The sequence below is a fragment of the Mesorhizobium sp. 128a genome (assembly GCF_053848025.1).
The window spans coordinates 213,088-233,960 of record NZ_JBSPKY010000010.1 but is presented as its reverse complement, the minus strand read 5'-3'; the positions used below and the strand labels follow the sequence as shown (position 1 = coordinate 233,960).

Sequence of the window (20,873 nt, the reverse complement as noted above, 5' to 3'; positions counted from 1 at the left end):
TAGGGCCGGCGCTCATGAAACTCAGTTGCCCCAGATGCCGTCGCGGTTGTGCTGGTCAATGATGTCCTGCACCGAGCCCTGGTTCGGCCCGGTCGTCACCTTGGCGTCGACGCCGTCCTGGTGCGCTGTGTAGGGAATTGAGGCCGTCGCATTGGTGTCGACGGCAGGCTGGTTGGCCTTGTTGGTGAAGTGGTCACTGCCGGCAAAGGCAGCGCTCGAGGCAAGCAGCATCGCAGCCACGCTGAAAGCGAGCTTGGTCATGTCCAATATTCCTTGTTTCGTTTCTTCGGGGTCGCGGGCCGGAATGGCCCCGCTGATAACAAGACCCGCGAGGCCTGAGCTTTATTCCCCGGTGCGGTGAGATTTTTTTGGAAAGGGGGAGAGATCAACAAAGAGCGGCCTGGCAGGACTTGCCTCTTGGCCTCGATCCATCGACGGCGCCAGTTCATCTGGCGCCGTCCTTGAACCTGTTGCCGTCCCGTTCGCTCGTTGGTCAGGCGGCTGGGCGGCAAATGTGCTAAGCGCGCTTGCGTTCCTTATCTTTCGCAAGGTGGTAAGGCCGCACAAGAACGTCCGCTGGAATGTGCCATTCCTTGCTGAGCTTGAAGACCATATCCATGGTGAGGGCACGCTTGCGGCTCAGCACTTCGGTCGCACGAGGCGAAGACCCGATTACATCGGCCAGAGCTTTGCGAGAAAGTTTGAACAGTTCCATGTGAGAACGAATGGCTTCGACTGGATCCGGCGCTTCAATTGGGTAGTGCTTGTCCTCATAAGCCTCGATCAAGGTTGCAAGGACGTCGAAGCGATCACCATCGGCAGAGCCCACCTCGGGTTCATTCTCAAAGTATTTGGTGATCTCCGCAATCGCCCAATCATAGTCGGCTTCGGTCTTAATGGGTCGAATGTTTTCCATCACACCTTCTCCGGGTCAATCTTGTCGTAGTCCTTGTGTGTCCCGACGAATTTGATCAGGACACGATGAAACTTGTAGGCGACATGAACAATCAAACGGTACTTGTTGCCGCCTATGTCGAAAATGACACGATTGTCGCCGACAAAATCAACCGCGGCACCAAACGCAACCTTGATGTCGGCAGGGGTCTTCCAGTCGGCCTTGTCGACAGTCACATACTATGCAGTCAAAGGCGCTTCGGCCTGATTGTGCTTGGCCCAGAAGTCCCTCAGTGCCTTCTTGGCAATGATCTGCATGACTCAATATAGGATATTCCCAAATTGGGAACAAGTGGAATTTTCCCAATTTGGGAAAATGGTCGACCGAAGAGCGGGGCGCCTACTCCGCCGCCTCGGCATAGTGCTGCGGGACATAGTTGAGGATCGGGCCGAGCCAGCGCTCGACTTCGGCCAGCGGCATGTCCTTGCGGCGCGCGTAGTCCTCGACCTGGTCGCGCTCGACCTTGGCGACGCCGAAATAATAGCTTTCGGGATGCGCGAGATAGAGGCCGGACACCGACGAGCCCGGCCACATCGCATAGCTTTCGGTCAGGCTGACGCCGGCATTGCGCTCGCCGTCGAGCAGCCTGAACAAAGTCGCCTTTTCGGTATGGTCGGGCTGCGCGGGATATCCGGGCGCCGGGCGGATGCCGCGATAAGGCTCGCCGATCAGCTCGTCCGGCGCCAGATTTTCGTCGGCGGCATAGCCCCAGAATTCCTTGCGCACCTTTTCGTGCATGCGCTCGGCGAAGGCCTCGGCGAAGCGGTCGGCCAGCGCCTTGACCATGATCGAGGAATAGTCGTCATTGGCGTGCTCGAAGCGTTCGGCGATCGCAACTTCCTCGATCCCTGCCGTGACGATGAAGCCGCCGATGTAATCGGCCTTGCCGATGTCCGCAGGCGCAACGAAATCCGACAGCGCGACATTGGCCTTGCCGTCGCGCTTGGTCAGCTGCTGGCGCAGCGTGAAGAAAGTGCCCAGTTCCTGCGAACGTGCCTTGTCCGTGAACAGCCTGATGTCGTCGCCGACGGCATTGGCAGGCCAGAAGCCGACGACGCCGCGCGGCGCGAACCACTTTTCCGCGATGATTTTCTCCAGCATCGCCTGCGCATCCTCGAACAGCTGGCGCGCGGCTGGCCCCTGCGTCTCGTCCTCGAGGATTTTGGGATAACGCCCCTTCAGCTCCCAGGTCTGGAAGAAAGGCGTCCAGTCGATGTAGCGCGCAAGTTCCGTCAGATCCCAGTTGTCGAACACTTTCACGCCGGTGAAGGACGGCTTCGGCGGCTGGTAGGCAGACCAGTCGATCTTGTGCGCATTGGCCCTCGCCTTGGCCAGCGGCAGCCGCTGCTTGTCTGCTTCTGAACGGGCATGTGCGTCGGCGACCTTTTTGTACTCGGCCCGCACAGTGTCGACATAGTCGGCCTTTCCGTCGTTCGACAGCAGCGCCGAGACCACGCCGACCGCCCGGCTGGCGTCGGTGACGTAGACCGTCTGCCCCTTGGCGTAGCGTGGATGGATCTTCACCGCCGTGTGCACGCGGCTGGTCGTCGCGCCGCCGATCAAGAGCGGAATGTCGAAGCCTTCGCGCTCCATCTCGGCGGCCATGTGCACCATCTCGTCGAGCGACGGCGTGATCAGGCCGGACAGGCCGATGATGTCGACTTTTTTGTCGCGCGCCGTCTGCAGGATTTTGGCCGCCGGCACCATGACGCCGAGATCGATGATCTCGTAATTGTTGCAGGCAAGCACGACGCCGACGATGTTCTTGCCGATGTCGTGGACATCGCCCTTCACCGTCGCCATCAGGATCTTGCCTGCCGTCCGGCGCTCGCCATTGTCGATGCCGTTGGCGGCGTTGGCCAGTTTCTCGGCCTCCATATGCGGCAGCAGCCCGGCCACCGCCTGTTTCATCACGCGCGCCGACTTCACCACTTGCGGCAGGAACATTTTTCCCGCCCCGAACAGGTCGCCGACGACATTCATGCCGGCCATCAGCGGACCTTCGATGACATGCAGCGGCCGCTCGGCCGCCAGCCGCGCTTCCTCGGTGTCGGCGTCGATGAATTCGGTGATGCCGTTGACCAGCGCATGCGAAATCCGCTGTTCGACCGACAGCTCGCGCCAGGCGAGATCGCGCTCCTTGCCTTCCTTGCCGGCGGTGCCCTTGAAGCGTTCGGCGATCTCCAGCATGCGCTCGGTGGCAGTGCCGCCGGCCCTGGGCGCGCGGTTGAGTACGACATCCTCGCAGGCTTCGCGCAGCTCCGGCTCGATCATGTCGTAGACGGCCAATTGGCCGGCATTGACGATGCCCATATCCATCCCGCGCTGGATGGCATGGTAAAGGAACACCGCGTGCATGGCCTCGCGCACCGGCTCGTTGCCGCGGAACGAGAAGGACAGGTTCGACACGCCGCCCGAGATATGGACATGCGGCAGTGTCGAGGTGATCTCGCCGGTGGCCTCGATGAAGTCGACGCCGTAATTGTCGTGCTCCTCGATGCCGGTGGCGACCGCGAAGACATTGGGGTCGAAGATGATGTCCTCGGGCGGAAAGCCTGCCTGTTCAGTGAGCAGCTTGTAGGCGCGGGTGCAGATCTCGACCTTGCGCGCCCTGGTGTCGGCCTGGCCGGCTTCATCAAAAGCCATCACGACCACTGCTGCGCCATAGGCCCGCACCAGCCTGGCATGATGCAGGAAGGCTTCCTCGCCTTCCTTCATCGAGATGGAATTGACCAGCGGCTTGCCCTGCACGCATTTCAGGCCGGCCTCGATGATCTCCCACTTCGAGGAGTCGACCATGACGGGCACGCGGGCGATATCCGGCTCGGCGGCGATCAGGTTGAGATACTCGACCATCGCCTTCTTCGAGTCGATCAGGCCCTCGTCCATGTTGATGTCGATGATCTGGGCGCCATTGGCGACCTGGTCGCGCGCCACGTCAAGCGCAGGCACATAATCGCCCGCAGTAATCAGTTTTCGGAACCTGGCCGATCCCGTGACATTGGTACGCTCGCCGACGTTGACGAAGGGAATCTCGTCGGTCAGCGTGAACGGCTCCAGCCCGGACAGCCGCATCTTGCGCTCGATCTCGGGAATGGCGCGCGGCGGATATTTTTTGACTGCTTCGGCAATCGCCCGGATGTGCTCCGGCGTCGAGCCGCAGCAGCCGCCGACGACATTGACCAGCCCTTCTCGCGCGAAATTCTCAATCTGTGCGGCCATGAAGTCCGGGCTCTCGTCATAGCGGCCGAATTCGTTGGGCAGGCCGGCATTCGGATAAGCGCAGACGAAGGTGTCTGCGGCACCCGATATTTCGGCCAGATGCGCGCGCATGGCGTTGGCGCCGAGTGCGCAGTTGAGGCCGATGGTGAACGGGCTGGCATGGCGCACCGAATGCCAGAAAGCGGTCGGCGTCTGGCCCGACAGCGTGCGGCCGGAGAGATCGGTGATGGTGCCCGAAATCATCACCGGCAGGCGCACCTCTTTCTCGATGAAAATCTCGTTGCAGGCGAAGATCGCCGCCTTGGCGTTCAGCGTGTCGAAAATGGTCTCGATCAGGATGATGTCGGCGCCACCGTCGATCAGGCCGCGCAGCTGCTCGCCATAGGCCAGACGCAGATCGTCGAAGGTCACGGCACGGTAGCCGGGATTGTTGACGTCGGGCGACATCGAGGCGGTGCGGTTGGTCGGCCCGAGCGCACCGGCGACGAAGCGGCGCTTGCCATCTTCCTGCTCGGCCCGAATGGCGGCGCGGCGCACCAGCCGTGCACCGTCGCGGTTCAACGCATAGACGGCATCCTCCATGCCGTAATCGGCCTGCGCGATCGACGTCGAGGAAAAGGTGTTGGTCTCAAGAATGTCAGCGCCGGCAATGGCGTATTGGTAGTGAATCTCCTCGATCACCGCCGGCTGGGTCAGGATCAAGAGGTCGTTGTTGCCTTGCTGGTGGCAGACGCAACCGGCGAAGGCTTCGCCGCGGAAATGCTCCTCGTCAAAACCCAGGCCCTGGATCTGCGTGCCCATGGCGCCGTCGAGGATCAGAATGCGCTCGCGCGCTGCCGCGGTGAGCGCCGCAAGCACTTCTGAACCGTCGGGCCTGGCCGCGACGGGGCCGAACAATGCGTCCAGCGATGCAGAATTCTGCGACATTTCTTATCCTTGAGACGACAACCATCACATAAGGATATCTTTATGTCAATATACGATATGCAGGCGAACGTGTCGTGTCAAAAGCTAGGTGCAGTCAATCATCACGATCCACACCATGGCAGGCAGCGATCATTGGCGGAACCGGTGCCGCGCCGTGCCTATCCTACTACGTCCCGATATAGTCTCACCTCGCCATCCTGGCCGCGAATGCGCCAGTTGTCCCCTTCCCGCGCCTCGATGGAGCACGGGCCAAGCGGCACCTTGCCGCCGCCTTCCGGCAGGTCCAGCACATAGACGGGATTGCAGATGCCCGACAGGCGGGCGCGCAGAGCGCCGGCCAGCGCCTGTCCCTCGGCAATGGTGGTGCGCCGATGCGCCATGCCGCGCGCGAGGTCACCGTGGTGCAGGTAATAGGGCTTGATGCCGAGCCGGTACATCAACTCGCGGCAGAGTTCCTCCAGCACTTCCACCGTGTCGTTGACGCCCTTGAGCAGGACGCTCTGGTTGAGCAGCACGAAGCCTGCCTGGCGCAGGATGCGACAGGCCATCTCGGTGGCCGGCGTGATCTCGCGCGCGTGGTTGAAATGAGTGACGACGGTGACCATCAGGCTGCCTTGCAGAGCGGCAACCAACCCGGGCGTGATCCGGGAGGGCAGTACGACAGGTACGCGCGTGTGGATGCGCAGCAACCGCACATGCGCGATCGTCTCGATGCGGGCGCGGATTTCGGCCAGCGCCTTGTCCGGCAAGGACAGCGGATCGCCGCCGGTCAGGATCACTTCGCGGATTTCGGTGTGGGCTTCGATATAGGCAAAGGCCTCTTCCAGAGCCTCTTGCGTGTACCCGCGGCCGATCGACGTCAGGGATTCCTTGCGGAAACAGAAGCGGCAATAGACCGCGCATTGATAGGTCGGGAACAACAGCACCCGGTCGGCATGGCGATGCGTCAATCGCGGCACCGGGCTGAAGGCATGGTCGGCGATCGGATCGTCGAGCTCTCCTTCCGTTTCCACCAGCTCATCCGGCGATGGAATGACCTGCGCGCGGATCGGATCGGCGGGATCGTTCCAGTCGATCAGATCGAGATAGGTCTTTGGGGCACGCACCTTGTGCCGCACGGCCGCCTCCTGCGCCGCCGCCCGCTCCGTTGGTGACAGCGGCAGCGAGGCGAGATCGCGGACATGGCGGACGCCGGCGCGGATGTCGTCCTGCCAAGCGGTGTCGGCATTGGCGGTTTTGAAATTGGTGTCTGTGGTCATCGGGGTCTCGGGGCAGCAATTTGAGCGGAGCTATCGACCGGATGACGGAGTTGGTCAACCTGTTGCCGCCGACCTTTGTCCGTAGAGTTCCCGCCCACCCCCCTCTGGCCTGCCGGCCATCTCCCCCGCAAGGGGGGAGATCGGATTTCGTCTAGGCTTTCGCCAATCACCATCGTCGCAAGAAAAGCGCCACGAGCAAAACTGCCAATCTCCCCCCTTGCGGGGGAGATGTCCGGCAGGACAGAGGGGGGTGCGACGGAACGCCAAGCCTGGCCTCTTCCCTCGACTTTCGCCGCAATCGACCGTCGCCATTATTTCGGGCAATCTGACGGTCGAGGCGTTCCAAGGGGAGATGGGCGCTGCTTAGGGAGGACTGCCATGAGCAAGATGCCGCGCTACGAGGAGGCCGTTCAGCGCTTTCGCATTGAGGACGAAATCGCCCGGTTGCATGGCAACCCTACAACCGGCATCAATGCCTATGTCGAATGCTGCGGCCGCTACACCGGTGAAAACCGGCTGGCGCTTCGCGCGATCTCGGCCAGCGGCGAATTGCGCGAATTCAGCTTCGATGATCTCGCCGACATGTCGGGTCGCGCCGCCAATGTGCTCAAGGCCGCCGGCGTCGGTGCCGGCGATGTCGTCGCCGGCATGCTGCCGCGCATCCCCGAATTGGTGGCGCTGATCCTCGGCACATGGCGCATCGGCGCGGTCTACCAGCCGTTGTTCACCGCCTTCGGCCCGAAGGCCATCGAGCACCGTCTCGGCTACAGCGGCGCCAGGATCGTGGTGAGCAACCCCGCCAATCGCGGCAAGCTCGACGAGATCGAGACACCAACGCAAATCGCGACCATTCTTGGCCCCGGCGAGGCGCTGCCGGAAGGCGACATGGATTTTCGCGCAGCGCTTGCCGCCGCCTCGCCCGACTGCGAACCGGTGATGCGCAAGGGCGACGACCTGTTCATGATGATGTCGACCTCCGGCACCACAGGCCTGCCCAAGGGCGTGCCGGTGCCGCTCCGCGCCTTGCTGGCCTTCGGCGCCTATATGCGCGAGGCGATCGGCTTGCTCCCCGACGACATCTTCTGGAACATCGCCGATCCCGGCTGGGCCTATGGCCTCTACTACGCCATCACCGGGCCCTTGCAGCTCGGCATCGCCACCACCTTCTATGAAGGCGCCTTCAACGCCAAAAGCACCTACGACATCATCGAGCGACTCGGCGTCACCAGCCTTGCCGGCTCGCCCACCGCCTATCGCCTGCTGATGGCGGAGGGCGCTGAAGCTGCAGCTCGCGCCAAAGGCAGATTGCGCGTGGTGAGCAGCGCCGGCGAACCACTCAACCCGGAAGTGATCCGCTGGTTCGACGCCAATCTCGCCGCCCCGATCCACGATCATTACGGCCAGACCGAGAACGGCATGATGGTCAACAACCATCATGGGCTCGCCCATCCCGTGCGCGCCGGCTCGGCCGGCTTCGCCATGCCCGGTTACCGCATGGTGGTGCTGGACGAGGCCGGCAACGAGCTCGGTCCCAACCAGCCCGGCATCCTCGCCGTCGACATCGCGAAGTCGCCCCTGCGCTGGTTCGACGGCTATCACCAGGCGAAGACGCCGGCGATATCAGGCGGCTACTACCGCACCGGCGATACGGTGGAGTACGAACCGGACGGCTCGGTGTCCTTCATCGGCCGCTCCGACGACGTCATCACCTCGGCCGGCTACCGCATCGGCCCATTCGACGTCGAAAGCGCGCTGATCGAGCATCCGGCGGTCAACGAAGCGGCCGTCGTAGGCGTGCCCGATCCGCAGCGCACCGAGATCGTCAAGGCCTTCGTGGTGCTGGCGCCGGGCTACAAGGGCGGCGATGCCCTTGCGGAAGAGCTGGCGCAGCATGTGAAGAAGCGCCTCTCGGCGCACGCTTACCCGCGCGGGGTAGAGTTCGTGACCGAATTGCCGAAGACACCGAGCGGCAAGATCCAGCGGTTTTTGCTGCGGAAGGCGGAGGTGGAGAGAAGGAAGGGGTGAAAAGGGGAGAGGGACGGAAAGCTAGCGTCCACATTGCGCCTCATGGTGGCGCTGAGTTTCTTAACGCCTGCAAGCCGATGCGGGGTTACTAATGGTCAATCCCGAAGCAAACGTCCCCGCCGGTCAAATTCCCTGCATACCTCGCCGCTATCGACGCTCATGGGCCGGTGGTAGTCAACATCGGCCGTATCAAGGTACCCATGTACCGCGATATACAGCCCGTCGGACTTAGAAGCCCTGCATCGGTAGCTGTGACCAAAGAGTTCAAGCAAAACGAACCCAACAAGCACCACTTCCTTCCGGTTTTCTACCTCAAGGAATGGGCTGGGGCTGACAGGAAAATTGTCCAGTTCAGCAGGCCGAACCCGAGTGACGACCGCGTAAAACCGTTGCGCCGGCATCCGCGCGCTGTCGGCTACATCGATCGTCTCTATGCAGCCGAGGGGCTGCCGGAAAAGGTGGCAAATCTCTTTGAAACTGAATTTGCGCGACCAGTGGACACGGAAGCTGCGGCTGCCATGCGGCAGTTGATGAGGGGCAAATTTGATGTGGACGCAACTCCCAAGGAGGCTGTCGCTTGGGTAAAATTTCTGCTGTCGCTGATGATGCGGATGCCTGCCGATATCAAACGGCTTAAGCACTTCGTAAAGCACGACTGGTTTTCAGATCGGACGAGTTTGGAAGCCATTTTCAAGCGGTCCGGAATGCAAGGTAACCCGCAGACGATCGAGGACTACCAGAGACTTCTGGGCCCAACATTCTATGAGCAGGCTGCCATGGTGGCCCTCACCGGCATGATTCAAGCGGAAGTGGCAATTAGAGCAGTGGGGGACTTGCAGTGGACGGTGACCAATGTCTATGGCGACCGTGAATTTCTCACCTCGGATCGTCCGTTGATTGCCTCGGTCGGAATGAATGGCCCCAAGGCGCATATGATACTGCCAATCGGACCGCACCGGGTCTTCATTGCGACGAAGACGGCGGAGTTCAGGCGTCAACTGGTTAACCAGCCGGCAGGGGACTTCGTGACGAGCATCAACAAGCATGTTGTAAACAACGCCACAGACTACGTCTATGGCAGCAACGGGACGGCCTTGCGGTTCGTTCAAAAGCATATGGGCAAGCTTCGCGAGCCGACGTTCTTGGAGAGGATCAACGACCGCCGAATGGCACAAGTCGCGAAACCCCTGTCGGAACGCGATGATTTATAACCAAACGTCGGAGGTACCTTTTCCCGCAGAGCCTTTTGACGGCCCCTCTCGCTGCAATGGCTCGGACGCAATGTTCGCTCCTCATCAGGTATGATGTTGGCGCCTCCGGCGAGACGACGGTGTTCCGCCGCTGATGCGAAGGGTTTCCGGAGGGACCGTGCCAGCAACCGGTCCATTTTCGAAACTGCAGGGTTCCCCCGCCATAACCTCCCGTCGGGTGCCGCGACACCGAATGCCCTCACGCAGTCAGTTTCTTCTCATTGAAAAGCGCGGAAACCTCCGCCTGCGGCACTGCGCGGCCGAAGAACCAGCCTTGGACGTCGGTGCAGCCATTTTCCTTGACCAGCTGATACTGGGCTTCGGTCTCCACGCCTTCAGCCGTCGTGGTCATGCCGAGCGTGGCACCAAGTTCGGCGACCGCCTTCACGATCGCCCTGCTTTCGCTGCTCTCGCACATCAGGCTGACAAAACTGCGGTCGATCTTTATCCGGTCGAAGGGGAAGGAGCGCAGATAGCTCAGGGACGAATAGCCGGTTCCGAAATCATCCATGGCAATCGTGATACCGAGGTCGCGCAGGCTGTGCAGCGTCTGGATGGTATTTTCATTGTGCGCCAGCAGCACCGACTCGGTAATCTCGAGTTCGAGGCGCGACGCCAAAAGGCCCGATACGTCAAGTGCCGAGGCAACCAGCAGCGGCAGTCCTTGCTGCTTGAACTGTGCAGGCGAGAGATTGACCGCGACCTTTATGTTGGCCGGCCACTTCGCGGCATCGCTGCAGGCCTGGCGCAGGATCCATTCTCCCAGACGGTCGATTACCCCCGTTTCCTCCGCCAGCTGGATGAAATCGGCCGGCGGCAACAGGCCGCGCACGGGATGGTTCCACCGGACCAGTGCCTCGAACCCGGTGAGCATGGACGTCCTGGCATCGTGGAGCGGTTGATAGTGAAGGACGAATTGCCCATTCGGTACGGCCTGTGCCAGTTCGGCTTCGAATTGGCGACGCTCCTGCAGCCTTGCGTCCATGCCGGGTTCAAACGACCTGCAGGTGCCGCGGCCCTCCATCTTGGCCTTGTAGAGGGCAAGATCGGCGTTGCGGATCAGCACTTCCGAATTCCGTCCATCGTCTGGAAAGACAGCGATCCCGACGCTGCAGCCGATGTTGACGATGTGCCCCTGGATCGAGAATTCCTCGGACAAGGCATTGATTATGCGCCCCGCCAGGGCTCCCGCCTGGTCATCCCCGCCGGACAGAAGCTGGATGACGACGAACTCGTCCCCGCCGATGCGGGCAGCCATTGCGGTTTCGCCGGCCTGGTGCCTCAGCCGGTCGGCCACGGCCCGCAGCAGGTCGTCGCCCACCGGGTGTCCCAGCGTGTCGTTGACCGGCTTGAAGCGGTCCAGATCCACGCAGTGCACGGCGAGCTTCTCTCCTTCCAGGAGGTTGCCGAGCGCCTCATCCATCGTTTCGGCCAGCAGTCCACGGTTGGGAAGCCCGGTGAGGATATCATGCGAGGCAAGGTGCTGGATTTGGGCGGTGCGCTCCTCAACCCTGCGCTCCAAGGTCTCGGCGGCGTGGGCCTGCATGGTCATGGTGCGGCCGATGGCATACCAGCAAAGCAGCGCCAGCGCGGTAACGACCCCGACGGCGGCATAGCCCGCCAGCTCGAATTCCCGAACGGACTGGACATCCGCGTTGCTGGCGAACCTGGCGTTGGGAAAACCTGCCCAGAGGCGCCAGGCGCTTCTGGCGTCGTTGAGCGACAGCGGAATGACCTCGGAGTAAATGAGATTGGAATCCGGGACCGTGAAAGATTGCGAATCGGCCGCCAGCGCCTGCGACATTTTATGCTGGTCGGACTCGAAGCCGTATCCCGAATTGACGATCACATAGTCGTTTCCCGGCAGCAGTTTCCTGAGCGCCGAGGTCAGCATGATCGCGGATACGGACCCGCGAAGCTTTCCGTCCAGCCCGAAAACGGGAATCGACAGAATGAAGCCGGACCGGTCGGCATCGTTGCCGGTGTGGATGAAGCCGGTGTTGTCGCAAGTTATCAGTTCCTTCGTGCTGATAACCGGAACGTCAAGCCCATCGATGTTGGTCGAGTCGGGATAATTCGCTTTCAGCCAGGCCAGCTGTTTGGCCAATTCGTGATATTCATAGGTCTCGACTTCCTCGGGCGGTCGCGTGAGCGCCGACTCATCCAGCTTGCCGCTTCCCTGGTTGGCAGCCGCCGCCGATCTCGCCTTGGCATTAACAATGAGCTGGTCGAACTGCAGTATTGGCTCTTCCAGCTTGCCCGTAACAGGGTCGAAACGGTCCGGGTCGAAATCCAGCGGCAGGAAGTAAACCTCGGAAATCGAGACATTGTTGGCCAGGTTGTTATAGATTTGCTGGATCGTCGCACGCCCTTCGTCGCCAAGGTTGGTGCCATGCCGGTCGAGGTTCCTGACGCTCGGCAGGAACGTCAACGTACGGACATTCTCATAGATAGCGTGGAGCGCATCTTCGACTGTCTTGGCGGTAGCTCTCGAAGCGGCACGCGAATTTTCCAGATATCGCTTCTGGGCAAGCTCGAAGTTCCTTTGGCCGTTGACGTGCAGAGCCACCGCCGCCGCAGCGGCCATCAACAGGATCAGGCCGAATCCGAACGTTCGCTTGAAGCCATTCATCTGGTGGTTCCGCCGCCAATCGGCAAACATAATGCTGGCGCGGTTTAGGAACCACTAACAGACCGGCGGCGTATCCGGAGGCTATTTGCGCTCTAGCGCCGGAAGCCGACACGTCGGAGTTAATCGAGACCGATTTGGTCAGTGCGACGCGCCGCCGGACGCGTGCAGGAGCCTCCAGGTCAAGCCGACGCGACCGTCGAACTGGGATGCAAAATATTCGGCAACGACGTCCTCCAGGCCATCATCGACAAGCGCCTCGACGCTTCGTCGCATCAGAGCGAGCTGCATCTGCCTGGCGTGTTCCAGGTCTGCCTCCCGCATGATTGCCGTGACGTGGTAGGCGATAACGGGCAGGCCGAGGCAAGACATCAGCGTGCTCGCTTCTGACGTCACGGCCGTAACTGCTTCTTCGATCTTCATTCTGGCGCTCCTCATCAGCTGTGATGATGGCGCCTCCCCGCGAGACGACGGTGTTCCGCCGCTTATTTCGGCTGTGGCGCACGAGCGAAGATGCGCCGGTAGGACAATTGCGCTCTGGTTCCGCAAGGCAACTCGCCGCTTCGTTGCCCCGAAATCAATATCCTCCAGAATTGAATTAAAGGCGACCGGATAGTTAAGCGATGGTTAATCGCGGCGCTCGCATCTTAAGCGTTTGCCTATGCGACAGTGGGTAGATCCGCCCTGCGCCAGAACAGGCACCCGCCGCCGCACAATCGCCACCAAGCCACGCGATGAGCTCTCGATAAGCGGAGGGTTTCATCATGCGGTTGGTCTGGACGTTTCTGTTTGCGCTCTCGAGCAGCGTTGCGTTCGCGACCTCGCCGGAAGATGATTATATCGCTGCGCGCGAGAAGGCGATTGCGGCCATCGCGGCGCTGAACGATGCGAATGCTGCAATCGAAACGATCGACGCCGAGAACGAGAAGGCGCTGGCCGACCTGCAACAGCGCCTTTCGGGCATCATCGGTCCCCTGGCGGTCAAGGGTTTTCCGGCAACTGGCACGATCAATATCGAAAGCCTCAGCGGCTCCGATATCGGCTCTGGCATGCTCGACGGGCTGCGCTACAGCAAAGGCGATGACGGCCCCAGCCTGGTGGCAACGACGCGAGGGCTGCTGGGCCGCTGGCTCCAGGCCAAAACCGCCGAGACCGACGAGAGTTTCAAACTGCCCGCCGGCATCGATGCCGCGCTGAAGGTCGATGCTTTCTATACCCAGTCGATCAACAGCGACGCCGCCTTTGAGGGAACGCTCGACTTTCCACTGAAGAAGCCTGAAGGCGCCGACATTGCCTTTGCACGGCTCGGCGGCTGGACGCAGGACGTCGGACCGATCTACGAGCAGGAGGTCATCGTTACACTCGTCAAAGGCAAGAGCGTCATGATCACAGCAGCGCCGGCGGCCCCTGCCGTCCCGAAGATCGCCGCCTGCGACGCCGTCTGGGCTGCTGCGGATGCCGCCGCGCAGAAATTCCAGGAGGCCTACCAGGCTTCGGACCTCAAGGACGAAAAGGCGTTCGAGTCCTCCAACGCCGCCTGGGACAAAGGCGATAGCGACTTTCGCGCCTGCATAGCCCAGCACCTGCCGGGAGACCCGACCTTCCCGGCGCTGCTCGCCCAGGCACAGGCACTGGCCGATCAGATGGCCGCCAAATAAGTCGCTCGCGGGGGAAATCCGGCACAATCAACGACGCCAGTTCGCAGCCGCTCTCGTTCCGCATCATGGAGGAGCCGGCGCGTAATGCGCTTCCACTTTCCGAACAGATCCGCGCCTGAATGATCGTCCGCCTTCCCGCGTGCAACCCAGGTTACATGGCCACCAATCTGAATTAACCTTATAAAATCGATGTTTTTGAGCAAAATCGCTCATCAGACTGCGAAAAAGGATTTGTCTTTTGATTTTTATCGTCTGAAAACCGCATACTCCCGCTCTCGTGAAGATTTCGGCAACCAAGAAGGGCAATGTTTGGTTTTTCGATTCGCCTCGAAGCTCATATTTAAGCCTTAGCTACTATGGTCGACCAAGGGACAATTGTTCCTGAAAGGTATTCATACCAAATTGGCAGCTGCGATGCTCAATGCCGGCAAGGTGAAACGGGCCATTTTTTCTTCCGCCAACTTGCCGGCGGCGATTGCGTTTGTTGTGCTTCTCGTCTGTGCCCTGGTTGCCGATCAGCGGAACAGAGACGTTTCCGACCAGCTGGCGCGCGCCGATGTCCTGGCCAAGGTCAACATCATACGCGCCAAGCTCGAAGGCAACATAAACGGCAATCTTCAGCTGGTGCAGGGTCTCGTTTCGACGATCGTTACCGAGCCCTATATGGGCCAGCAGAGATTTGCGGCGCTCGCCCGCAATTTGTTCCAGCAAAAATCGCAACTGCGCGATATTGCCGGCGCGCCCGACCTCGTCATCACGCTGATATACCCGCTGGAAGGCAATGAGAAAGCCGTCGGGCTGGACTATCGCAAGACCGAGGCGCAACGCATGGCTGCGCTTCGCGCCCGGGACCAGCGCGCGCTGGTGCTCGCCGGGCCGGTCAAACTGGCACAAGGCGGTCGTGGTTTCATCGGCCGTATCCCGGTCTTCGTGCCGACGGAGGGAGGTGGCGACCGGTTTTGGGGGATTGTCTCGGCCGTGATCGATATCGATCGGCTCTACAGCGCGAGCGGACTGACCGACCCTGAGCTCGATATCGATGTGGCGCTCATCGGCAAGGATGCACTGGGGGGCGGTGGCGAACTGTTCTTCGGCGGCGACAATGTAGTGGCCGGCAATCCGGTGACGGCGGAGGTGCAACTGCCTTCAGGCTCGTGGCAAATTTCGGCCATACCGAAGGGCGGCTGGCCGACCGGTCCGAAAAATGAATGGCTGCTGAGGACGCTCATGGCGCTCGCCGGCGCACTGGTGGTGCTGCCGATCCTGGTGGCCGGACGGCTTTTTGGTGAAAGACAGAAAAATTACGCCGAGTTAAGGCGCCTGTCCGGGCGACTGGAGTTGGCATTGGAGGCCTCGGGCATAGGCGTGTGGGAGCACGACCTCGGCAGCAACGAGCTCGTATGGGACGACCGCATCAACGAAATTTATGGCAAGCCCGCCGACGGAAAGACCCGCGGCTATGACGACTGGGCGCTGTCGATCCACCCTGAAGACTTCGAACGAGCCAAACAGGACTTCGATTCAGCTGCCGCGACACGGGGCTTGTACTCCTCGCAGTATCGGCTACTGCGACCGGACGGGACCATTCGCCATGTGCGCACACGCGCCAGCTTCTTCCAGGACAATAACGGCGCGTCGAAAATGATCGGCGCCGAATGGGATGTAACCGGCGACGTGTTGCTGAACGAGAACCTCCTGCGCGAACGACGCCTTTCAGAATCGAAGAATATCGAACTGAATTTGGCCAAGGCCCGCATCGAGCATGTCGCGCTGCACGATTCGCTGACCGGCCTGCCCAACCGTCGGTATCTGGACGAGATGCTTGCCGAAAACCGCGAAGCCGAGGGCCGCGTAGCATTGCTGCATCTCGACCTTGACCGCTTCAAGCAGATCAACGACACGCTCGGCCACGCGGCGGGCGATGCATTGCTGGTGCATGCTTCGAAAGTCATCAAGGCCAGCGTCGGTCCGGCCGATTTCGTTGCGCGCATCGGCGGCGACGAGTTTTTCGTGCTGAGCCATGGACGCGACGACAAGGAGCTTGCCGCGCTCGCCGACCAAATCATCGATGCGATGCGCCAACCGGTCGACTATCTGGGTCACCAGTGCCGGTTCGGCGTAAGCATCGGCATTGCAGCCAACAGCGGCGTCGATGCAAAGCAGTTGCTCGTCAATGCCGATCTCGCGCTGTACCGCGCGAAAGGCCGTGGCCGCAACCGCTACGAGTTTTTCAACGAAGATCTGCAGAGCGAGATCGTGCGGACCAAGCAGACCGCCGACGAGATCCTCGGCGGACTCGAGAGGAACGAATTCGTCGTCTACTACCAGCCGCAGTTCGACGCCAGGACGCTGGAGATCGTCGGCGTCGAGGCGCTGTCGCGTTGGGATCATCCGCGACGCGGTATACTGACCCCCGGCGCATATTTGAAGGTGGCTGAAGAACTCAATGTCGTGGCGCTTATCGACCGCACTGTCCTGAAGCAGGCGCTTGATAGTCTCGAGCGCTGGTCGCGCAGCAACCTCAACATCCCGCGCGTATCTGTCAACGTCTCAGCCAGGCGGCTGGAGGACCGGGACCTGATCAAAGGTTTGCGCAAGCTAGCCATCAAGAAAGGGACCGTATCGTTCGAGCTGGTGGAGTCGATTTTCCTCGATGAAAACGACGAACTGGTCAGCTGGAATATCGAACACATCAAGGAACTCGGCATCGACATCGAGATCGACGATTTCGGCACCGGGCATGCCTCGATCGTCTCGCTCTTGAAGTTGCGGCCGCGTCGCCTCAAGATCGATCGCCAGTTGGTCACCCCGATCACCAGCTCAACCGCGCAGCGGCAGCTGGTGTCGTCCATCATCGACATCGGCAAGTCGCTCGGTATCGAAGTGATCGCCGAGGGCGTCGAGACGATGGAGCACGCGCAGATCCTGAAAGAGCTTGGCTGCGATATCCTGCAGGGGTTCTTTTTCGGCTACCCGATGGACGCAAAAGCCTTCAAGGCATTCGCCCAATCACGCAAATGGCTGGCGGCGAGCTGACAAACCCTGCTTGACGCAATTGCGGACGGAAGAACCATTCCTGAATTGGTATAGCTGCGCAGCCCCCCCAGCGCTTCCGACCCCGTCCGCTTGACATATCGATTGACGGAAGGATTCAGCAGAATTTCAGAAATCTGCCGGTACGCGCCCGTTCCTCGGCTTCATAGTTCTCAAGAACTGGAGGAGGTCGACCATGTCACCGAATGAGAACACGCGCCAAGCCCGGCAGGAACTCCTGGAATTTGCATCCACCGTCATGGCTGGGTCCCCTTGTGCGCCCATGCCTGGAACAATGTTCGAAATGCTGGAGATCATGGCCGTGGAGAGACGCATGACTTCCGGCCAAAGTGAAGTCGGATCAAATTCTCCTGATCCCTTGACGTCCGCCCCGATTGAGATCCCAATCAGGCAGCGTTTGGTCGAGCTGGTCAGATCGGCATTGAATGTCGCGAGAAAACCCAGGGCACGTACCACTGGTACTTGGCAGTTGCGAGCTTGATCTTGCCCGAGGGCTGCTGTTGTGCGACGGGAAACCTGTCGCTCTGCGCTCCAAGGCATTTGATTTGTTGACCTACCTCAGCAGGAATGCCGGGCGTGTCGCGACCAAGTCTGAACTGATGTCGGCGGTGTGGCCTGATGTCTTCGTGACCGAGGACTCACTGACGCAGGCGGTCAGGGAGTTGCGAAAGGCGCTGCAGGACGAAAGCCAAACCATTATCCGCACGGTCGCCAAGCGCGGCTACGTCTTCTCTCCTCCCGACGCGCCCAAGCAGGAGCGCTCCGGGCAGCCGCGCGTTGCGGTGCTGCGTTTCAGCAATGAAGGTGCGCCGGAAGACACCCCCTTGGTCGACGGTTTCGCGGAGGACATTGTCAATGCGTTGGCTCGCTTCGGAACGGTCGTCGTGCTGGCGCGCAATTCCGGTTTTGCCTTTGTCTCGGATTCCGCGTCCGATTGGCGTGCCGTTGGCGACAGCCTTGGCGCAACCTATCTGGTCCGCGGCAGGGCGACGACCCGGGCAGACGGTATGCGGGTCACCGTCAGTCTCATTACTGCCTCGACGGGTGAAGTCCTCTGGAGCGATACCTTTTCCGCGTCTGGCGGCCAGATCTTCGACATGCAGGAAGAAATCGCCCGCCGTGTGGTGAACCGGCTGGTCGCTCGCCTTGACGACGCAGGTGTCAAGCAGGCAACCCCGAAGCCTCCGGGCAGCCTGGCCGCATACGAGCTTCTCCTGCGTGGACTGGCCCGGTTGCGCGGTTATGGCGCTGATGACAATGAGGCTGCGCGCGATCTTTTCCAGGCTGCGGTCGAAAAGGACCCGACCTATGCCTTGGCGCATTCCTACATCGCGCTTGCCGATCTCATTATCGGTGGCTATGCCGAGGCATCCCCTGCATTGCTTGGTTCACTGATCCATCGCGCGGAGTGTGCGGTGACCTTGGCGCCGGAAGAGCCGCGCTGCCATCGCGTGCTCGCCCAGGCTTTGATCTATGCCCGTCAGTTCGACGCGGCTGAACATCACCTTCAGCGCGCCCTCGACCTCAATCCGTATGACGCCGATACGATTGCGCAAATGGGGTTCTTGCTCACGATGAGAGGCAGGCCTCTTGAAGCACTCGCGGCAATTGACAGTGCGATACGGATCAACCCGATCCATCCTGACTGGTACCACTATGATCGCTCCATCGCGCTCTACTCGGCTGGAGATTACAAGGCCGCGCTAGTCAGCATGTCCAAGATCCCCTCAAAGACCCCTTGGCGACTGACAAGGTTGGCGGGATGCCACGCGCAACTCGGCGAACTGAAGGAAGCTCAGCGCATCATGGCAGAGGTCAAGCGGATAGCGCCTGACTTTTCGCCGATGCAGTTTGCGCAAACCGGGATTGCGTACGAACATGCAAGTGATGTTGAACATCTCGTTGCCGGCGTCGCCAAAGCACTTGCCGCGTGTGAGGAGCAACTCTAGGCGGCGCCAGCGGGGCGCCGTTTCGTCCTTGGAAATGCAGCTTCCCGCTGGGCGCGCTGCCCCCCGATCGACAATGAGCGAGGGGAACCAGCGGGGGCGCGACGTCTCGGTGCCGGGCGCGGGGTTACCCCCGCAAGCCCGGCGCTTCCTGCCCGGTGCGCTCGACATATTCGGTATAGCCGCCGCCATAGGTGTGGATGCCATCGGGAGTCAGTTCCAACACGCGGTTGGAGAGTGCGGCCAGGAAATGACGGTCATGCGAGACGAACAGCATGGTGCCTTCATATTGCGACAGGGCCGTGATCAGCATCTCCTTGGTGGCGATGTCGAGGTGGTTGGTCGGTTCGTCCAGCACCAGAAGATTGGGCGGATCGAACAGCATCAGCGCCATCACCAGCCGCGCCTTCTCGCCGCCTGACAGCACGCGGCATTTCTTCTCGATCTCGTCGCCGGAAAAGCCGAAGCAGCCGGCGAGCGCGCGCAGCGGCGCCTGGCCGGCCTGGGGAAACGCGTCTTCCAGCGTCTGGAACACGGTGCGCTCGCCTTCCAGCACCTCCATGGCGTGCTGGGCGAAATAGCCCATTTTCACACTGGGTCCCCGCGCGACCGTGCCGGCATCGGGGTCGGAGGCGCCAGCGACCAGCTTCAGCAGCGTCGACTTGCCGGCGCCGTTGACGCCCATGATGCACCAGCGCTCGCGGCGGCGGACCTGGAAGTCGAGCCCCTCATAGATGCTGCGGCTGCCATACCCCTTATGGACGTTCTTCAGCGTTACGACATCCTCGCCGCAACGCGGCGCCGGCTGGAAATCGAAATTCACGACCTGGCGGCGCTTGGGCGGCTCGACGCGGTCGATCTTGTCGAGCTTCTTCACCCGGCTCTGCACCTGTGCGGCATGTGAAGCGCGCGCCTTGAAGCGTTCGATGAAGGCGATCTCCTTGGCCAGCATCGCCTGCTGGCGCTCGAACTGCGCCTGCTGCTGCTTGTCGGCGATCGCCCGCTGCTGCTGGTAGAATTCGTAATTGCCGGAATAGGCGGTGAGCGAACCGGCGTCGATCTCGACCACCTTGTTGACGATGCGATTCATGAACTCGCGGTCGTGCGAGGTCATCAGCAATGCACCGTCATAACCCTTCAAAAACTGCTCCAGCCAGATCAGGCTTTCCAGATCGAGATGGTTGGACGGCTCGTCGAGCAGCATGACGTCTGGCCGCATCAACAGGATGCGCGCCAACGCAACGCGCATCTTCCAGCCGCCGGAGAGCTTGCCGACATCGCCGTCCATCATCTCCTGCGAGAAGCCAAGGCCGTCGAGTACTTCGCGGGCGCGCCCGTCCAGCGCATAGCCGTCGAGCTCCTCGAAGCGATGTTGCGCCTCGCCGTATTTCTCGATGATCTCGTCCATCCGGTCGGCCTGCTCGGGATCGGCCATGGCCGCCTCGAGCTCGGCCATTTCGGCCGCCACGTCGCTGACCGGCCCGGCGCCGTTCATCACTTCGGCGACCGCGCTATGGCCCGCCATGTCGCCTACATCCTGGCTGAAATAGCCGATGGTGACGCCGCGATCGACCTGCACCTGGCCCTCGTCTGGCTGCTCCTGGCCGGTGATCATGCGAAACAGCGTCGTCTTGCCGGCGCCGTTCGGCCCGACAAGGCCGACCTTCTCACCCTTCTGCAAGGCGGCCGAGGCCTCGATGAAGACAAGCTGACGGCCGTTCTGCTTGCCGATATTTTCAAGACGGATCATGGGGCGGTCCGGGACGCTGATGCGAAATTGAGGGATTTGCCCGGGGCCATACGCGAATGACGGTCGCGGGGGAAGAGGCACAAGCGCCGCAGATGGTGGCGCGGATCCCGTCACCCGTCACGAAAACAATAATCCAGGGATCGTCGAAATCTGCCCTCGCGAAACGACATTGGCGCGGTGGCCTGCATAGGCCCCAAC

12 protein-coding genes and 1 pseudogene are annotated in these 20,873 nt (G+C 61.2%); 5 read left to right on the top strand and 8 right to left on the bottom strand.

Annotated features, from left to right (window positions below):
- Window positions 1–21: 21 nt before the first annotated feature.
- From ACWTU9_RS18460 to ACWTU9_RS18440, 5 genes and pseudogenes are all read right to left on the bottom strand, one after another.
- The gene (locus ACWTU9_RS18460; RefSeq protein WP_455859514.1) at window positions 22–261 is read right to left on the bottom strand and encodes a DUF680 domain-containing protein; all 240 of its coding nucleotides are present in this window, start codon (window positions 259–261) and stop codon (window positions 22–24) included.
- A gap of 256 nt (window positions 262–517) precedes the next feature.
- On the bottom strand, window positions 518–916 hold the full coding sequence (locus ACWTU9_RS18455; RefSeq protein ID WP_454577409.1) for a helix-turn-helix domain-containing protein: 399 nt from the start codon (window positions 914–916) through the stop codon (window positions 518–520).
- Window positions 916–1,212, bottom strand: a pseudogene (locus tag ACWTU9_RS18450) (type II toxin-antitoxin system HigB family toxin). Before ACWTU9_RS18450 ends, ACWTU9_RS18455 begins: the two are co-directional and overlap by 1 nt.
- Before the next feature lie 82 nt (window positions 1,213–1,294).
- A complete protein-coding gene (metH, locus tag ACWTU9_RS18445) occupies window positions 1,295–5,104 on the bottom strand; it encodes a methionine synthase (RefSeq protein ID WP_455859513.1) in 3,810 nt (1,269 codons plus the stop codon).
- Window positions 5,105–5,262: 158 nt separating this feature from the next.
- Window positions 5,263–6,363 carry a KamA family radical SAM protein gene (locus tag ACWTU9_RS18440; RefSeq protein WP_455859512.1) on the bottom strand — a complete coding sequence of 367 codons (1,101 nt, stop codon included), beginning with the start codon at window positions 6,361–6,363 and terminating at the stop codon, window positions 5,263–5,265.
- A 378-nt stretch (window positions 6,364–6,741) separates the two neighbouring features.
- Between ACWTU9_RS18440 and ACWTU9_RS18435 the strand changes: the two genes are divergently transcribed.
- Together ACWTU9_RS18435 and ACWTU9_RS18430 are read left to right on the top strand one after the other, a co-directional pair.
- Entirely contained in the window at window positions 6,742–8,388 is a 1,647-nt protein-coding gene (locus tag ACWTU9_RS18435; RefSeq protein WP_455859511.1) for an acyl-CoA synthetase, read from the top strand.
- Window positions 8,389–8,639: 251 nt separating this feature from the next.
- Window positions 8,640–9,599 (top strand): DUF4238 domain-containing protein, encoded by a 960-nt coding sequence (locus tag ACWTU9_RS18430; protein WP_455859510.1) that lies wholly within the window; start codon window positions 8,640–8,642, stop codon window positions 9,597–9,599.
- A gap of 238 nt (window positions 9,600–9,837) precedes the next feature.
- Here the strand turns inward: ACWTU9_RS18430 and ACWTU9_RS18425 are convergent, their stop codons facing one another.
- Both ACWTU9_RS18425 and ACWTU9_RS18420 read right to left on the bottom strand, forming a co-directional pair.
- A complete protein-coding gene (locus ACWTU9_RS18425; protein WP_455859509.1) occupies window positions 9,838–12,270 on the bottom strand; it encodes a putative bifunctional diguanylate cyclase/phosphodiesterase in 2,433 nt (810 codons plus the stop codon).
- A 138-nt stretch (window positions 12,271–12,408) separates the two neighbouring features.
- Window positions 12,409–12,690 (bottom strand): hypothetical protein, encoded by a 282-nt coding sequence (locus ACWTU9_RS18420; RefSeq protein ID WP_454588209.1) that lies wholly within the window; start codon window positions 12,688–12,690, stop codon window positions 12,409–12,411.
- A gap of 341 nt (window positions 12,691–13,031) precedes the next feature.
- Between ACWTU9_RS18420 and ACWTU9_RS18415 the strand changes: the two genes are divergently transcribed.
- The 3 genes from ACWTU9_RS18415 (at window position 13,032) to ACWTU9_RS18405 (ending at window position 18,928) form a co-directional block, all read left to right on the top strand.
- Window positions 13,032–13,925 (top strand): hypothetical protein, encoded by an 894-nt coding sequence (locus ACWTU9_RS18415; RefSeq protein ID WP_455859508.1) that lies wholly within the window; start codon window positions 13,032–13,034, stop codon window positions 13,923–13,925.
- A gap of 414 nt (window positions 13,926–14,339) precedes the next feature.
- A complete protein-coding gene (locus tag ACWTU9_RS18410) occupies window positions 14,340–16,961 on the top strand; it encodes a bifunctional diguanylate cyclase/phosphodiesterase (protein ID WP_455859527.1) in 2,622 nt (873 codons plus the stop codon).
- A gap of 443 nt (window positions 16,962–17,404) precedes the next feature.
- On the top strand, window positions 17,405–18,928 hold the full coding sequence (locus tag ACWTU9_RS18405) for a winged helix-turn-helix domain-containing tetratricopeptide repeat protein (RefSeq protein WP_455859507.1): 1,524 nt from the start codon (window positions 17,405–17,407) through the stop codon (window positions 18,926–18,928).
- Window positions 18,929–19,052: 124 nt separating this feature from the next.
- Here ACWTU9_RS18405 and ACWTU9_RS18400 read toward each other — a convergent pair whose 3' ends face one another.
- A complete protein-coding gene (locus ACWTU9_RS18400) occupies window positions 19,053–20,675 on the bottom strand; it encodes an ABC-F family ATP-binding cassette domain-containing protein (protein ID WP_455859506.1) in 1,623 nt (540 codons plus the stop codon).
- Window positions 20,676–20,873: the final 198 nt, after the last annotated feature.

What these genes read in the sequence shown, in the direction of transcription:
- ACWTU9_RS18405 (WP_455859507.1), top strand. Translation starts at nt 17,405, where the DNA reads ATGTCGCGAGAAAACCCAGGGCACGTACCACTGGTACTTGGCAGTTGC.
- metH (WP_455859513.1), bottom strand. Translation starts at nt 5,104, where the DNA reads ATGTCGCAGAATTCTGCATCGCTGGACGCATTGTTCGGCCCCGTCGCG.
- ACWTU9_RS18425 (WP_455859509.1), bottom strand. Translation starts at nt 12,270, where the DNA reads ATGAATGGCTTCAAGCGAACGTTCGGATTCGGCCTGATCCTGTTGATG.
- ACWTU9_RS18400 (WP_455859506.1), bottom strand. Translation starts at nt 20,675, where the DNA reads ATGATCCGTCTTGAAAATATCGGCAAGCAGAACGGCCGTCAGCTTGTC.
- ACWTU9_RS18435 (WP_455859511.1), top strand. Translation starts at nt 6,742, where the DNA reads ATGAGCAAGATGCCGCGCTACGAGGAGGCCGTTCAGCGCTTTCGCATT.
- ACWTU9_RS18460 (WP_455859514.1), bottom strand. Translation starts at nt 261, where the DNA reads ATGACCAAGCTCGCTTTCAGCGTGGCTGCGATGCTGCTTGCCTCGAGC.
- ACWTU9_RS18440 (WP_455859512.1), bottom strand. Translation starts at nt 6,363, where the DNA reads ATGACCACAGACACCAATTTCAAAACCGCCAATGCCGACACCGCTTGG.
- ACWTU9_RS18420 (WP_454588209.1), bottom strand. Translation starts at nt 12,690, where the DNA reads ATGAAGATCGAAGAAGCAGTTACGGCCGTGACGTCAGAAGCGAGCACG.
- ACWTU9_RS18410 (WP_455859527.1), top strand. Translation starts at nt 14,340, where the DNA reads ATGCTCAATGCCGGCAAGGTGAAACGGGCCATTTTTTCTTCCGCCAAC.
- ACWTU9_RS18455 (WP_454577409.1), bottom strand. Translation starts at nt 916, where the DNA reads ATGGAAAACATTCGACCCATTAAGACCGAAGCCGACTATGATTGGGCG.
- ACWTU9_RS18415 (WP_455859508.1), top strand. Translation starts at nt 13,032, where the DNA reads ATGCGGTTGGTCTGGACGTTTCTGTTTGCGCTCTCGAGCAGCGTTGCG.